Origin of the sequence: Puniceibacterium confluentis (assembly GCF_007923445.1) — a bacterium.
GTDB lineage: Bacteria > Pseudomonadota > Alphaproteobacteria > Rhodobacterales > Rhodobacteraceae > Puniceibacterium > Puniceibacterium confluentis.
Genome location: NZ_VOJI01000001.1, coordinates 287,225 through 300,616 on the forward strand (window position 1 = coordinate 287,225; position 13,392 = coordinate 300,616).

At 63.7% G+C, this 13,392-nt stretch carries 18 protein-coding genes; 1 reads left to right on the forward strand and 17 read right to left on the reverse strand.

Translation table 11 applies throughout. The features are described 5' to 3' along the window. Positions 1-5 precede the first annotated feature (5 nt). From FOY53_RS01285 to pgsA, 4 genes are all read right to left on the reverse strand, one after another. Positions 6-776 carry an FCD domain-containing protein gene (locus tag FOY53_RS01285; RefSeq protein WP_146584876.1) on the reverse strand — a complete coding sequence of 257 codons (771 nt, stop codon included), beginning with the start codon at positions 774-776 and terminating at the stop codon, positions 6-8. 89 nt (positions 777-865) lie between these two features. Next, positions 866-1,309: a molybdenum cofactor biosynthesis protein MoaE gene (locus tag FOY53_RS01290; RefSeq protein WP_146584878.1), complete on the reverse strand. Its 444-nt coding sequence runs from the start codon at positions 1,307-1,309 to the stop codon at positions 866-868. Position 1,310: 1 nt separating this feature from the next. Next, complete coding sequence (moaD, locus tag FOY53_RS01295; RefSeq protein WP_146584880.1) at positions 1,311-1,556, reverse strand: molybdopterin converting factor subunit 1; 246 nt, start codon at positions 1,554-1,556, stop codon at positions 1,311-1,313. Continuing rightward, a complete protein-coding gene (gene pgsA / locus FOY53_RS01300) occupies positions 1,556-2,221 on the reverse strand; it encodes a CDP-diacylglycerol--glycerol-3-phosphate 3-phosphatidyltransferase (RefSeq protein ID WP_146584882.1) in 666 nt (221 codons plus the stop codon). Before pgsA ends, moaD begins: the two co-directional genes overlap by 1 nt. A 138-nt stretch (positions 2,222-2,359) precedes the next feature. Between pgsA and FOY53_RS01305 the strand changes: the two genes are divergently transcribed. Beyond that, complete coding sequence (locus FOY53_RS01305) at positions 2,360-2,755, forward strand: META domain-containing protein (RefSeq protein WP_146584884.1); 396 nt, start codon at positions 2,360-2,362, stop codon at positions 2,753-2,755. Here FOY53_RS01305 and recO read toward each other — a convergent pair. From recO to folK, 13 genes are all read right to left on the reverse strand, one after another. Then, a complete protein-coding gene (gene recO / locus FOY53_RS01310; RefSeq protein WP_146584886.1) occupies positions 2,733-3,464 on the reverse strand; it encodes a DNA repair protein RecO in 732 nt (243 codons plus the stop codon). The two genes, FOY53_RS01305 and recO, sit on opposite strands and share 23 nt — an antisense overlap. Positions 3,465-3,535: 71 nt before the next feature. Continuing rightward, the gene (locus FOY53_RS01315; RefSeq protein WP_146584888.1) at positions 3,536-3,874 is read right to left on the reverse strand and encodes a DUF1491 family protein; all 339 of its coding nucleotides are present in this window, start codon (positions 3,872-3,874) and stop codon (positions 3,536-3,538) included. Then, entirely contained in the window at positions 3,867-4,775 is a 909-nt protein-coding gene (era, locus tag FOY53_RS01320; RefSeq protein ID WP_146584890.1) for a GTPase Era, read from the reverse strand. Before era ends, FOY53_RS01315 begins: the two co-directional genes overlap by 8 nt. Positions 4,776-4,936: 161 nt before the next feature. Continuing rightward, a complete protein-coding gene (locus FOY53_RS01325) occupies positions 4,937-5,629 on the reverse strand; it encodes a dimethylsulfonioproprionate lyase family protein (RefSeq protein WP_146584892.1) in 693 nt (230 codons plus the stop codon). Between the two features lie 25 nt (positions 5,630-5,654). Then, positions 5,655-6,548, reverse strand: coding sequence for a DMT family transporter (locus FOY53_RS01330; RefSeq protein WP_281289538.1), 894 nt, complete (start codon positions 6,546-6,548; stop codon positions 5,655-5,657). Next, on the reverse strand, positions 6,541-7,227 hold the full coding sequence (rnc, locus tag FOY53_RS01335; RefSeq protein WP_146584894.1) for a ribonuclease III: 687 nt from the start codon (positions 7,225-7,227) through the stop codon (positions 6,541-6,543). Before rnc ends, FOY53_RS01330 begins: the two co-directional genes overlap by 8 nt. Then, a complete protein-coding gene (gene lepB / locus FOY53_RS01340) occupies positions 7,224-8,060 on the reverse strand; it encodes a signal peptidase I (protein WP_146584895.1) in 837 nt (278 codons plus the stop codon). Before lepB ends, rnc begins: the two co-directional genes overlap by 4 nt. Positions 8,061-8,145: 85 nt before the next feature. Beyond that, positions 8,146-8,580 carry a holo-ACP synthase gene (acpS, locus tag FOY53_RS01345; RefSeq protein WP_146584897.1) on the reverse strand — a complete coding sequence of 145 codons (435 nt, stop codon included), beginning with the start codon at positions 8,578-8,580 and terminating at the stop codon, positions 8,146-8,148. Between the two features lie 157 nt (positions 8,581-8,737). Then, complete coding sequence (locus FOY53_RS01350; RefSeq protein ID WP_146584899.1) at positions 8,738-9,490, reverse strand: pyridoxine 5'-phosphate synthase; 753 nt, start codon at positions 9,488-9,490, stop codon at positions 8,738-8,740. Positions 9,491-9,526: 36 nt separating this feature from the next. Beyond that, positions 9,527-10,180, reverse strand: coding sequence for a DUF2062 domain-containing protein (locus FOY53_RS01355; protein ID WP_146584901.1), 654 nt, complete (start codon positions 10,178-10,180; stop codon positions 9,527-9,529). 19 nt (positions 10,181-10,199) lie between these two features. Continuing rightward, positions 10,200-12,338, reverse strand: a complete 2,139-nt coding sequence (locus FOY53_RS01360; RefSeq protein ID WP_146584903.1) for a RelA/SpoT family protein — start codon at positions 12,336-12,338, stop codon at positions 10,200-10,202. Positions 12,339-12,377: 39 nt separating this feature from the next. After that, positions 12,378-12,731, reverse strand: a complete 354-nt coding sequence (rpoZ, locus tag FOY53_RS01365; RefSeq protein WP_146584905.1) for a DNA-directed RNA polymerase subunit omega — start codon at positions 12,729-12,731, stop codon at positions 12,378-12,380. A gap of 79 nt (positions 12,732-12,810) precedes the next feature. Further along, positions 12,811-13,380: a 2-amino-4-hydroxy-6-hydroxymethyldihydropteridine diphosphokinase gene (gene folK / locus FOY53_RS01370; protein ID WP_146584907.1), complete on the reverse strand. Its 570-nt coding sequence runs from the start codon at positions 13,378-13,380 to the stop codon at positions 12,811-12,813. Between the last annotated feature and the right edge of the window lie 12 nt (positions 13,381-13,392).

Genomic DNA, 13,392 nt, shown 5'->3' on the forward strand with positions numbered 1-13,392 from the left:
GGGACTCAGGTCCGGCCTTTGACCCTCTCGAACCGCTGCCGCGCGATTTCCTCGTGGCGCTCGGCCTTGCGGTTCTCGGCCAAAGAGGCCTCGACATAGTCGAGATGCGCTTCGACTGCGGCGCGGGCGGCGACGGGATCACGTGATTGCAACCCGTCGTTGATCGCGCGGTGCTGGCCCAGAAGCATGTCGCGGGTCGTGCGTTGTTTGAACATGATCTGGCGGTTGTAGAACACCCCCTGATGCAGCAGCTGGTACATTGACCGCATCATGTGCAGCATCACCACGTTGTGGCTGGCTTCGAAAATCGACAGGTGAAAATCCGCGTCCAGCCGCGCCTCGTCCGCCGGGTTGCGCTTTTGGTGTGCGGCTTCCATCTGCTCGAACACTTCCTTGATCACCTGAAGGTCGGTGTCGGATCCCAGCCGCGCCGCGCGTTCTGCAGCCAGTCCTTCCATGTCCCGCCGGAAGGACAGGTAGTCAAAGACCGCCTCGTCATGGTCGGCGAACAGGGCGATCAGTGCGTCGGAAAAGGCCGATCCAAGGACGTCGGCCACATAGATTCCGGCACCGGCGCGGCTGTTGAGCAACCCGCGTTCGGACAGATCCGCCACCGCCTCGCGCAGAGAGGGGCGCGACACACCCAGACGTTCCGCCAGCTCGCGTTCGGCCGGCAGACGCTCGCCCGGGCGCAGGATGCCGCGCAGGATCAGCTTTTCGATCTGCCGGGTGACGGCGGTCGACAGCTTTTCCGGCTGGATCTGGCGAAAGGGCATGAGCGAAACTACCGAAGAACGAGGGGTGAATTGGTCAATGATTATGACCGCTGGGGAAGCATGGCAAGAGTCCTGCGCGGGTCAGGGGCTCACCAGCGCGACAAGGCATCCTCGTCTTCGTCTTTGGCCGCGACCCAGCCCGCGGTGGCGGCGGTATGCTCTTTCTTCCAGAACGGCGCGCGGGATTTGAGATAATCCATCAGGAAATCAGCGGCTTCAAACGCATCACGGCGGTGCGGCGCGGCGGTCGCGACCATCATGATCCTGTCGCCGGGCACCAGACGTCCATACCGGTGGATCACCAGTACATCACCCAGCGACCAGCGCTGCGCGGCCTCGGAGGCGATCTTCTCCACGGCCTTTTCCGTCATTCCGGGATAATGTTCGATCTCCATCACCTCGAGATCCTTGCCGGAAAGGTCACGCACCACGCCGGTAAAGGTCACGATGGCGCCCATGTCACTGCGCGAGGCTGCGAAAGCCTCGGCCTCGGCGCCTAGATCAAACGGCTCTTCCTGGACGACGATGCGCATGTCAGCCCCCGGTCATCGGCGGGAAAAACGCCACTTCGCGCGCCCCTTCTAGCGAGGCGTCAAAATCGGTCAGCTCCTGGTCAACCGCCACCCGCAGGGCGGAAAGGTCGGCAAAGGCTGCGGCATAGCGGTCTTCGCGGGCGCGCAACTCGGTGACAAGCTCTGCCACGGTGGCGGCTTTTGTCGTCACACGCTCTTTCGGCAGACCGATGCGTTCGCGCACCCAGGCAAAATAGAGAATATCCATCAGGGTTCCTCTCTCAGATGGGGGATCGCCTTGCGAAAGTAGTCCCAGCCGGTGACCATGGTCAGCGCGGCGGCGACCCAAAGCAGGACAAGCCCGATCTGCCCCGACCAGACCATGCCCGCTTCTTTCCACCACAACCCGTGCAGGTCCTCGATGCGTCCGTCAAGGATGTCGCCCACCATCTGCGGGTCCATGCCCCAGACCGACATGCCAAGATAATGCTCGAACACCCCCTGGGCAAAGAGCACCGCAATGGCGATCATCTGCAACGTGGTTTTCCATTTGGCCAGTTTCGTGACCTTGAGCGTCCCGGCGGTATCCCCGAGAAATTCGCGCAGACCCGAAACAAAGACTTCGCGGAACAGGATGAACGTCGCGGGCAGCACCAGCCAGGGGGACATCGAAGAATATCCGACGATCACCATCAGGGCGATCACCACCATGGCCTTGTCCGCGATCGGATCCAGCATGGTGCCGAGCTTGGTCTGCTGACCCCAGGCCCGGGCCAGATAGCCATCGAACCAGTCGGTGATGGCGGCACTGACAAACAGGGTCAGGGCGTACCAGTCAGCAAAGGGCCGGGTGAAATACAGAAACATCACGGCAACGCCTGGGGCAGCCAGCAGGCGCAGGGCGGTGAGGATATTTGGTATGGTCCAGCTCATAAGCCGTTCCTATCTTGCTTTGTGGCCACAGGGAAGATGCCGCGCGGTCAACCGACTGTTCCCGTTGACGCATCCTGCCCGGTGCCCTGCCCCGGGGTTGCCTTGCGTTCGCAACGGGGCGCTGGCACGGTGCAGCGCATGAAATTTCTGTCCGTCGCCATTCTGGTGTTCCTGTCCGCCTGTGCCCGGGACGAATCGCTGCGCGCCTATGGGGCCGATGACGATGTCTTTGCCCTTCAGACGCTCAACGGGCAGGCATTCAACGCCCGGGCATCGGTTTCGTTTCCCCGCGCCTGGCAGATTGTCGGCGCAGGGCCATGCAACACGTTTTCCGGCCCCCAGACTGCGCCCTATCCGTGGTTTGCGCCGGGCCCGCTGACTGTGACCAAGCGCAGTTGCCCGCAGCAGGACCAGGAGGCGGCCTTCCTGTCGGCGCTGGGCCGGATGACGGTGGCGATCGTCAAAGAGTTCAGCCTGACACTGTCGAATGATGACGGCGAACAGATGGTGTTCAGCCGCGTCGCCCCCGGCTGAGCCGGTCGACAAACACGGCGCGGGCAGAGGGCAGCGGTCGGTCCCCCAGCGCCGGGGCAAGGTGGTGGGCCAGGAAATGCCCGGTGGTGCCAAGGGCGGTACAGATTTCGCTATCACTGGCGTCGCCCTGACCCAGCATGACGGCAGGCAGCGGCAGCAGACGATCCGCCCATTCCCCGGCACCCGAGGCTGACACGGCGCGGGCGGTGCGGGGCGAGACATAGATCAGCTGATCATTGGCGCCGGTGGCAGCGCAGGCCGAAAGGTCGAGGCCAAACCCCATTTCCTCGAGCAGGGCCATTTCCCAGCGCAGGTATGCCAGTGGCCAGATCTGCGGTTGGCCAAGCAGATCCAGCAGCGATTCGGTGCGCTGATAGAGGGCCGGATGGGCTTCGCGCTCCGGCAGGCAGAAGGCGAGCAGGGAGACCACGGCGTTCAGTCCGGCGAGTGACAGCCGGTCGGTCATTGCGAGCGCGGCACGCGAGCGCTGTGGTTCGATCGTGAAGCTGCCGATGTGATCTTCGAGCCGGGCGCGCCAGCTGAGATCAAGTTGGGCGCCGGGTTGCAGGCTTGGGGCAATCTTGCGGGACGTGGCGCCGCGCAGCACACCGACGTGACGGCCCCGCGTCGGGGTAAACACCTCGAGTATGGCCGAGGATTCGCCATGCCTGCGGGTGGTGAGAAGAATGCCGGTGTCGCGCCAGTCCATTCCCCAAGAGTGGGCCCGCAGGGCGGCAGACGCAAGGGACCAGGGCGGGGCCGCAGATGCCGGTGCAGCCCTCAGCTGTCGAGGCCGGGCTGGTCCAGCAGGTGGCGGCCCTGACGGTCCTCGACTTCGATCACCCAGAGATCCGAATCGAAGCTGCGCTGGCGGGCAACGGTGTCCTCGACGTCGCGGTCCGGGCCGCTGGCCAGTTCGGACCATTTGCGCGTGTCGGTCATCAGATCAAAGCTGCGGGTGTACGCCTGCGCCGTGCCGTCGAGCCTGTTGAGCTTGACCAGCACAGCACCGGCGGTGTCGTCGCCGCGATGCACCACGAAGGCAGGAATGTCGTGCAGCGACAGGCGGCGCATATAGGCCTGAACCCAGAACGCGGCGGCAAGGCGCGGCTCAGACATTCCCGTCTTTGAAATTCAGGCCCATTTCAGAGTAACGCTCTGATTCCTCAAGCCATTTTTCGCGGACCTTCACCTGCAGAAACAGGTGAACCTTGCGACCCAGAAACTCTTCCAGCTCTTCGCGCGACGCTTTGGAGACCGCCTTGATCGTCTCGCCCCGGTGCCCGAGCAGGATGCCCTTGTGACCGTCGCGGGCGACATAGATCACCTGGTCAATGCGGGCGGTGCCATCTTCGCGCTCGGTCCAGTGATCGGTTTCGACCGTCAGCTGGTACGGCAGTTCCTGATGCAGACGCAGGGTCAGTTTCTCGCGCGTCATCTCTGCGGCGATCATGCGCATCGGCAGGTCGGCGATCTGATCCTCGGGGTACAGCCAGGGCTCTTCGGGCAACTCGCCGGCGAGCCATTTCTTCAGATCGTCGACGCCATAGCCGCGTTCGGCGGAAATCATGAAGGTTTCCGCAAAGGCATAGGCCTCGTTCATCTGCTTGCTGAGATCGAGCAAAGTCTCGGCCTTGACCTTGTCGATCTTGTTGATCGCCAGGGCGATTTTCCGGTTGGCGCCGATGTCGCCCAGACCCTTGAGAATGTTTTTCACGCCCTCGGACATGCCCCGGTGCGCCTCGATCAGCAGCACCACGATATCGGCATCCGAAGCACCGGACCACGCGGCGGCGACCATCGCCCGGTCCAGCCGGCGTTTGGGGGCAAAGAGACCCGGGGTATCGACAAAGACGATCTGGGTCTCGCCTTCGATGGCCACGCCACGGATGCGGGCGCGGGTGGTCTGGACCTTGTGGGTCACGATAGAGACCTTGGCCCCGACCATGCGGTTGGTCAGGGTGGATTTGCCCGCGTTGGGCTCTCCGATCAGGGCGACGAATCCGGCGCGTTGGCTCATGGCGGGCTTTCCCGTGGTTGCAAGTCAGGGGCTATAGGCGAAAATCCGGGGCAGGGCCAGAGGTGGATTGGGGCAGGCCGGAAAGCACCTTGCCGGGACACCGTGCCGGGTCCGGGCCTCGCACCCGCGCGCGCCGCCGCCACACCAGAGCGGAGACCCGCTCAGCCCGGGGGAATCCGGGGTCTGCGCCGGTACGACAGTTTCATCCCCGGCGCAGCAAGGCGGTCTTCGGCGCCGACCCAGGCATAGGCCAGCAGGCAGGGATCGCGTTCGCCGGTGGTGATGCGGTGTTCGTGTTCGGGGCGGTTCAGAATCAGTGACCCCGGGGCGTAGACGGCGCCATCATTTTCGGACCAGGCGCCGGCGACCGAAATATAGCTTTCCTCGATCTCTTTGTGGCTGTGCTGCGGGTAGGTGGTGCTGGGCGCGAACAGGACAAACCCGAGGATCAGCCGTTCGGCGCGGATCGGTCCCTGAGGGCCAAGCACCTCGCAATAGGCGTATTTGCGTTCGAGCGTCTTCGGCATGGTTTCGTAACCGAATTCCCAGGTGAGATCCTGCGAGACGCGGCTGAGCGCGCGGGCGAGTCCACGCAGTGAGTCGCGTTCTGCCAGATCCAGCGCGTGGTCCAGGTGGGTGGTCACGGGTTTTGCCGCAGGCGCGCGGGGGATCAGTTCCGGGTTGCGGTCGATCACCGCCGTCAGGGTCTCGCGCACCTTCTTGCGATGGGCGCGAATGGCTTTGCTGCCACCGGCAGAGCCGTGCCGGTACAGAGTTTCGAATTCGCGCAGCAGGTAGACCCAGTTCGGGTGGTCGTTCAGCCGCGGCATGGTCTGGTCGAGCGGGTCTGGCATGGCAGGGTCCGTGGTTGAAGGCGGATCAGGGGCGCAGGCGACGCCAGCGGGCGGGCAACAGAGTGTACAGGCCGCTGAGCACGATAATGGCAGCACCGACCAGGGTCATCATATCAGGGCGTTCACCGAACAGCGTGACGGCAAGCACCAGCGCGACAATCAGGCGGGAATACCTGAACGGAGCGACAACCGAGACTTCGCCGGTGCGCATCGCCGCTGTGAGGGCGGAGTAGGCGAGCACCCCGCACACCGCGGTGCCGCAGATCGCCAGAGCGGCGGAGGTGGTCGGAAGACCGGGAGCGCCGGGCTCAAAGGCAATGATCACCAGGCCCGCGAACGTCACCACGGCAAAGCCGAGCAGGCCGAGCTGGCTGCTGTGAACCTGCGCCGGACTGGTGCGGGTGGCCAGGTCCCGGCCTGCAAACCCGATCATGCCGAGCAGCGCAAAGATGGCATTGGCTTCGATCCCCGCAGGCGACGGGCGCACGATCAGCAGCACGCCGACAAAACCGACGGCCATGGCGGCCCAGCGGCGGGGGCCGATCTTTTCACCCAGAATGAGCGCGGCACCTGCCATCACCGCCAGCGGCGCGGCCTGCAGGATTGCAGTTGTAGTGGACAGTGGTGTGTAGGCGAGCGCCAGGGCAAAAAACAGCCGACCGACAATTTCAAAGGCGGTCCGGATCAGCAACGCGCGCTGCACATAGGCGGGATTCCAAAGGCGGCGGCCCTGAACCCGTGTCAGCGCGGCAAAGAGCGCCATGGCCAGCAGTCCGAACTGAACCGTGGCGACGCCGGGACTGATTCCGCCAGAGGCGGTCGCGCCCTTGAAGAAAGCGTCTTCGAGTCCAAATCCGATCATCGCCGCGACCATGAAGGCGCTGCCGCGCAGGTTGTCGCGGGAGGCGGCGTCAGCCACGTTGCTCGACGCGTTCCAGCAGAGCCTTCGCTGCCATCTGTTCGGCCTGCCGCTTTGACCCGGCTGTCGCTTCGGCAAAGGCGCCGTCGTCCAGTTCGGCGCGGATGGTGAAGACAGGGGCGTGATCCGGACCCGAGCGGGCGGTTTCGGTGTAGCGCGGCGGCTGCTGACCCCGCGCCTGTGCCCATTCCTGCAATGCGGTCTTTGCGTCGCGCGCATCCTCGTCGACCCGGGAGATCCGCTCGCCCCAGTGACGGAGTATCATTGCCCTGGCGGCCTCGAACCCGGCGTCAAGGTAGACGGCGGCGATGACCGCCTCCATTCCGTCACCCAGCAAGGCCAGCTTGCGCCGCCCGCCCGAGAGCATCTCGGACCGGCCAAGTTTCAACGCCGCGCCAAGGTCGATCTCGCGGGCAACGTCGGCGCAGGTTTCCTTGCGCACAAGGGCGTTGAACCGCGGGGCGAGCTGGCCTTCGGACGCGCTGCGGTCTCCGGCCAGCAGCGCCTCGGCCATGACGAGGCCAAGCACCCGGTCGCCAAGAAATTCCAACCGCTGGTTGTCATCCCTGTTGGGGCCCGACATCGAGGCATGTGTCACTGCGCGCAACAGCAGCTCCGGGCGCGAGAAGTCATGGCCCAGTCGCTGCTGCAGCGCCTTCAGATCAGCCGATAACTTCAATGGATTCCCTTGAAGAAACGATCGGCGCGCCATGTCCAGAAGTACAGCATGGAACGGCCGGCGGACGAAAATACGATGCGGTCGGCGCGGCCGACGATGTTTTCATAGGGCACGAACCCGACGCCGCCGGTGATGGCAGGCACGCGGCTGTCGGACGAATTGTCGCGGTTGTCACCCATGAAGAAGTACTGACCCTCGGGCACGGTATAGACTGTCGTGTTGTCGGACCCCTGTGTCCCGATGTTGAGAATGTCATGGCTGACGCCGTTGGGCAGGGTTTCGGTAAAGCGTTCCTTGATACAGATGCCGCCGTCGCCGACCGGTCCATTGGCGCAGCGCGGTCGCAGCCCCTGGGGGCCCTGCGGCTCGGCGGTTTCCTCAAAGGTGCCGGCGGGGTCGATCTGCACCGGCGTGCCGTTGATGTACAGCAGGCCGTCCTTGACCTGGATGGTTTCGCCGGGCAGGCCGATCAGCCGCTTGATGAAATCGCGCCCCGAAACCGGGTGGCGAAAGACAACCACGTCGCCGCGCTGCGGCTCGCCGCCCAGAATACGGCTGTTGTCTCCATCGAGAAATCCGCAGATGTCGGCGGCATCTATGTCGATGCCGATTCCCGGCAGATAGACCGAGGGGCAGGACGCATAGGAATAGCCATAGGCCATCTTGTTCACGAACAGGAAGTCGCCGATCAGCAATGTGTCCTTCATCGACCCGGACGGAATCCAGAACGGCTGAAAGAACAGGGTGCGGAAGATACCTGCGATCAGCAGCGCGTAGACCACCGTCTTGATGGTTTCGACGAAACCGTTGCCCTTGCCGCTGTCGGATGCCATTGCGCATGCCCTCTGCCTGACGTTCCCGCGCTACATGCTGCCGTGGGCAGGGCGTGTCAAGGACAAGGCTCCCGGGGCTGGGAGGTCATGTCCCGCGACGAGGCGGCGGCGCCGCCGCCGTCCGGAGCGGCAGCGCCTCGATCACCACGAAAGCCTGCGCCCAGGGGTGATCGTCCGTCAGGGTCACATGGATCAGCGCCTCGTGACCCGGCGGCGTCATCTCGGCAAGCCGCTTCTCGGCCCAGCCACTCACCGCCATGACCGGCTGACCGGTCGGCAGGTTCGAAACAGCCATGTCTTTCCAGGAAATGCCCATGCGCAAGCCGGTGCCCAGGGCTTTGGAGCAGGCCTCCTTCGCGGCCCATCTCTTGGCATAGGTCCCGGCGACGTCCCTGCGCCGCTCGGCCTTGCGTTGTTCCGTCTCGGTAAAGACCCTGTCGCGAAAACGCGCGCCAAAACGGTCCAGCGTTGCCGCGATGCGGTCGATGTTGGCAAGATCGGTGCCGATGCCAAGGATCATCCGCATACTCCCTGCGGCAGAAATCGAGGACCGGTGACGCGCCGGATCCCGGCGATGGAACCCCGAAATCCGGTGCCACAGGAGGAGGGTGCCGGAGGGCGCAAAAGTTTTAAAAAAAACTTTTGCCAAGACTTTTTTGCAAAAGTCTTGGGCGGGCTCACGGCCGGGCGTCCTCCATCAGGCGGCGCATCTCGGCGATTGCCGGCTGCAATCCGCGAAAGATCGCCTCGCCGATCAGGAAATGTCCGATATTGAGTTCCATCACCTCCGGAAACGCGGCAACAGGGTGCACGGTCTCATATGTAAGTCCGTGGCCCGCATGCACTTCGAGTCCAAGGGCATGTGCATGGGCGGCCATTGTCCGCAGCTTGTCCAGTTCCGCGTCACGGGCCGTGAAGTCGCCGCCGGAATGGGCATCACAATAGGCGCCGGTATGCAGTTCGATCACCTGCGCCCCGATGCGGTGTGCGGCATCAATCTGGCGCGCGTCGGCGGCGATGAAGATCGAGACCCGGCAGCCCGCTTCGCGCAGCGGCGCGATGTAATGCGCCAGCCGGTTTTCGTCCTGTGCGACGTCCAGCCCGCCCTCGGTGGTGCGTTCCTCGCGCTTTTCCGGCACCAGGCAGACGGCATGCGGTTTATGTCGCAGGGCAATCTTCTGCATCTCGTCGGTTGCGGCCATCTCGAAGTTGAGGGGCACCTTCAGCACCGCCATGAGACCTTCGATATCGGCATCGGAGATGTGGCGGCGGTCTTCACGCAGATGGGCGGTGATGCCGTCCGCGCCGGCTTCCTGTGCCAGTAATGCGGCCCGCAGCGGGTCGGGGGTGGCGCCGCCGCGGGCATTGCGCACCGTGGCCACGTGGTCGATGTTGACGCCAAGGCGCAGGGGTCCTGTCGGGGTGGTCATTGCGGTCTTCCGGCTGTTTCAGTCACTGGCCGCAGGCTAGTCGCCCGCGGGGCTGCCGTCAGCCTGTTTCTTCTTTTTTTTCAGAGAAGCAAGCTTGGCTTTCAGCGCGCCTTTGCGGCGGTTCTGATAGACCCGGATCACCGGAACGGACAGGTAGTAGGCGATGAGTCCGGTGACGATGCCGGGGATGATCCCGCCCACCATGTAGGGAAAGAACACTTCGTGGTAAAAGATCGACAGCCCGTGCCAGTCGGGGTTGCCGCCGTTGAAGAGGGTCAGCAGATTGCGCCACAACTCCTCGCCGGCTTCGGCAAACTTTTCCCCCAGCGAGCCATGCAGGGACGGATCGCGGTTCAGCCCGAGAAGCCAGTAGCCGGTCTTCATCGACACGATGCCGATCGGCAGGTAGGTCAAAGGATTGCCAAAGAACGTGGCCAGCAGCGAGGCGATAATGTTGCCGCGCATGATGAATGCCAGGCTGCCGGCGACAATGAAGTGCAGGCCGTAGAAGGGGGTGAACGTGGTGAAAACCCCGGCAAAGATCCCGCGGGCGATGCGTTCCGGCGGATCGGGCAGACGGTGAAGGCGGTGCTGGACATAGCGGGCCGCCCGTCCCCATCCGCCGCGGGGCCAGAGGGCTTCGAGCGCCAGCTTCCAGATCGGTCGCCTGTCCCGGCGTTTGAAGACCACGCTGCCCGTCCTTCCCGTTCTATTCCGCGGCTGCCTGCGCCACGCTGAGTGACGGATTGCGCCGTCGGTCTATTGTTGCAACGTCACGTTCCGCCTCGAGCGCCGAGATGACCGAATGCAGGTGCTCTGCGTCCCGCAATTCGATGTCCAGCAGCACCCGGTAGAAATCGGGCTTCCGGTCTTCGAACTTGAGATCCGAGATATTGGCCTTCTGCTCTCCGATCAATGTGCAAATCCGTCCCAGAACTCCGGCGTCGTTGCCAATGGTCATATCCAGTGAAACGGCGTAGATCGGTGCATGGTTCCCTGTGGCCCATTGCAGATCCAGCCAGCGGGTCGGCTGATCCTCGAAAGTGGCCAGCGCGGCGCAGTCGATCGAGTGCACGATGACGCCGCGCCCGCGCTGGGTGATGCCGACAATGCGTTCGCCGGGCAGCGGCTGACAGCAGGGCGCACGTTCAAAACTCTGACCTTCGGTGATGCCGACCACGGCGCGTTTGAGGTCGATGTCTCCGGCCTTGGCCGGGGCAAGGTCAGGGTAGACCGCCTGCACCACTTCCCGGGCCGTGATCTCGGCGCTGCCGAGGCGGGCCAGAAGCGTTTCCCGATCCCCGAGGCGAAGGGTGCGCGCGGCTTTTTCCAGCGCCTTGTCCGAAGCTTTCTTGCCCACATTCTCGAACGCGGAGCGGGCCAGTTCCTGACCGAGTTTCACGAACCTCTCGCGATTTGCCTCGCGCAGGGCGCGGCGAATGGCGGTCTTGGCTTTGCCGGTGGTGGCGATGTCGAGCCAGGTGGCCTGCGGGGTCTGGCCCTCTGCGGTGATGATGTCCACGGACTGGCCGTTCTTCATCCGGGTCCAGAGCGGCACCCGCAGTCCGTCGATCTTGGCCCCGACGCAGGCCGAGCCGATCCGGGTGTGGATCGCATAGGCAAAATCCAGCGGTGTGGCGCCGCGCGGCAGCTTGACCACGTCGCCTTTCGGGGTGAAGCAGAACACCTGGTCGGTGTACATCTCGAGCTTGACCGCCTCGAGGAATTCGTCGTGGTCGTCCTCTCCGTCGAACTGTTCGGTGAGCGAGGCGATCCAGCGCACCGGGTCCACGGCAAAGGGGTTTTCCGAGCGCACGCCGTCGCGGTAGGACCAGTGCGCCGCCACGCCGGTCTCGGCGACATCATGCATCTGGCGGGTGCGGATCTGCACTTCGACCCGCTTGCCGTCGCGGCCCGACACCGTGGTGTGGATCGACCGGTAACCGTTCGACTTCGGCTGGCTGATGTAGTCCTTGAACCGGCCCGGCACCGATTTCCAGCGGTGATGGATCGCGCCCAGAGCCTGATAGCAGTCCTGTTCCGTGCGGGTGATGACCCGAAAACCGTAGATGTCCGACAGACGGGAGAAGCCCATCTCCTTTTCCTGCATCTTGCGCCAGACCGAATACGGCTTCTTGGCGCGGCCAAAGACTTCGGCCTCGATCCCGGCCTTTTCCAGCTCGTGCCGCATGTCCGAGGTGATCCGGTGAATCACGTCGCCCGCCTCTTTCTGCAGGGTGATGAAGCGGCGGATGATGCTGGCGCGGCCCTCGGGGTTGAGCACCCGGAAGGCGAGATCCTCAAGCTCTTCGCGCATCCACTGCATGCCCATCCGCCCCGCGAGGGGGGCGTAGATGTCCATGGTTTCGCGGGCTTTCTGGTGCTGCTTTTCGGGACGCATCGCCTTGATCGTGCGCATGTTGTGCAGACGGTCGGCCAGCTTGACCAGAATCACCCGCAGGTCCTTGGACATGGCCATGAACAGCTTGCGGAAATTCTCGGCCTGCTTGGTCTCCGAACTCGACAGTTGCAGATTGGTCAGCTTGGTGACGCCGTCGACCAGCATCGCGACCTCGGGGCCGAACTGGCGCGAGACTTCGGAATAGGTGGATTTGGTGTCTTCGATCGTATCGTGCAGCAGCGCGGTGATGATCGTGGCATCGTCGAGCTGCTGTTCGGTCAGGATCGCGGCGACGGCCACGGGGTGGGTGAAATAGGGTTCGCCGGAATGACGCACCTGGCCGTCGTGCATGCGGTCGCCATATGCATAGGCGGCGCGAATCAGATCGGCATTGGTCTTGGGGTTATAGTTGCGGACCAGTGCAACCAGATCTTCGGCCGCGATCATGCGACTCTCTCCTTAACTGGCCCGCATCTGATGCGGGCCTCAGCCCTGGCCTTGCGCCTCCATCAGCGCGCGCAGCAGTTTCTCTTCGGACATGTCGTCCTCGGCGGGCTTGTCAGGCTCGGAGCCCATCAGCAGCGCCATGGCATCATCTTCCGGCTCGTCGACTTCGATCTGGGTCTGGTTGCTCTCGATCAGACGCTCGCGCAGCTCATCGGCGGACTGGGTCTCATCCGCGATCTCGCGCAGGGCGACGACCGGGTTCTTGTCGTTGTCACGGTCCACGGTAATCGCCCCGCCTGCGGCGATTTCGCGGGCGCGGTGTGCTGCGAGCATTACCAGCTCGAAGCGGTTGGGGACTTTGTCGACGCAATCTTCTACGGTGACGCGTGCCATGGAACACTCCAGTTCTGTCGGTTCGCCTTGGAAACCGCAGCTTTAGCGTGGGCCGGGGCGGATGACAAGGCAGGATTGCTCACAAAGGCACGACCTCGGCGCGCGCTGCCGGGTCGAGCGCATCGCAGAGCTGGGCGACGGTGCGTCCCAGTGTCGGATGAACCCATTGTGCCGCAATTTCGGCCAGTGGCACAAGTACGAAAGCACGGTCCTGCAGGCGCGGGTGCGGCAGGATCAGTTGCTCGGGGGCGATCCGGGCCTGGGTTTCGGGTGGCAATGCGCGCCATTTTGCCTGTTCTGCAGCATCCGGCAGCACGATATTGCCGACTCCAAGCAGATCAAGATCCAGGGTGCGCATGCCCCAACGCTCTGTCCGCCTGCGGCCAAGGGAATTTTCGACCGCATGCAAGCGCTGCAATATTATGCCGGGAATGTCGGCGCAGCGCACAACCATAGCGGCATTAACGTAATCGGGGCCAGCGCCTGCAGGAAAACAAGGCGTTGAATAAAAACGGCTAATTTTGCGCACCTTCAGGCCGGATCTGGCGATTTTCTGTATCGCCAAATCCAGAGTTTCCGTAGGGTTACGGGTCAACGCACCCAGATTTGATCCTAGCGCGATCAAGCTGTCTTGTTCAATTGCTCTCATGGGACTATCCTT

What these genes read in the sequence shown, in the direction of transcription:
- FOY53_RS01285 (WP_146584876.1), bottom strand. Translation starts at nt 776, where the DNA reads ATGCCCTTTCGCCAGATCCAGCCGGAAAAGCTGTCGACCGCCGTCACC.
- pgsA (WP_146584882.1), bottom strand. Translation starts at nt 2,221, where the DNA reads ATGAGCTGGACCATACCAAATATCCTCACCGCCCTGCGCCTGCTGGCT.
- recO (WP_146584886.1), bottom strand. Translation starts at nt 3,464, where the DNA reads ATGGACTGGCGCGACACCGGCATTCTTCTCACCACCCGCAGGCATGGC.
- era (WP_146584890.1), bottom strand. Translation starts at nt 4,775, where the DNA reads ATGAGCCAACGCGCCGGATTCGTCGCCCTGATCGGAGAGCCCAACGCG.
- rpoZ (WP_146584905.1), bottom strand. Translation starts at nt 12,731, where the DNA reads ATGGCACGCGTCACCGTAGAAGATTGCGTCGACAAAGTCCCCAACCGC.
- FOY53_RS01325 (WP_146584892.1), bottom strand. Translation starts at nt 5,629, where the DNA reads ATGCCAGACCCGCTCGACCAGACCATGCCGCGGCTGAACGACCACCCG.
- FOY53_RS01305 (WP_146584884.1), top strand. Translation starts at nt 2,360, where the DNA reads ATGAAATTTCTGTCCGTCGCCATTCTGGTGTTCCTGTCCGCCTGTGCC.
- FOY53_RS01290 (WP_146584878.1), bottom strand. Translation starts at nt 1,309, where the DNA reads ATGCGCATCGTCGTCCAGGAAGAGCCGTTTGATCTAGGCGCCGAGGCC.
- moaD (WP_146584880.1), bottom strand. Translation starts at nt 1,556, where the DNA reads ATGGATATTCTCTATTTTGCCTGGGTGCGCGAACGCATCGGTCTGCCG.
- lepB (WP_146584895.1), bottom strand. Translation starts at nt 8,060, where the DNA reads ATGGCATCCGACAGCGGCAAGGGCAACGGTTTCGTCGAAACCATCAAG.
- folK (WP_146584907.1), bottom strand. Translation starts at nt 13,380, where the DNA reads ATGAGAGCAATTGAACAAGACAGCTTGATCGCGCTAGGATCAAATCTG.
- FOY53_RS01360 (WP_146584903.1), bottom strand. Translation starts at nt 12,338, where the DNA reads ATGATCGCGGCCGAAGATCTGGTTGCACTGGTCCGCAACTATAACCCC.
- FOY53_RS01350 (WP_146584899.1), bottom strand. Translation starts at nt 9,490, where the DNA reads ATGACCACCCCGACAGGACCCCTGCGCCTTGGCGTCAACATCGACCAC.
- FOY53_RS01315 (WP_146584888.1), bottom strand. Translation starts at nt 3,874, where the DNA reads ATGTCTGAGCCGCGCCTTGCCGCCGCGTTCTGGGTTCAGGCCTATATG.
- acpS (WP_146584897.1), bottom strand. Translation starts at nt 8,580, where the DNA reads ATGATCCTTGGCATCGGCACCGATCTTGCCAACATCGACCGCATCGCG.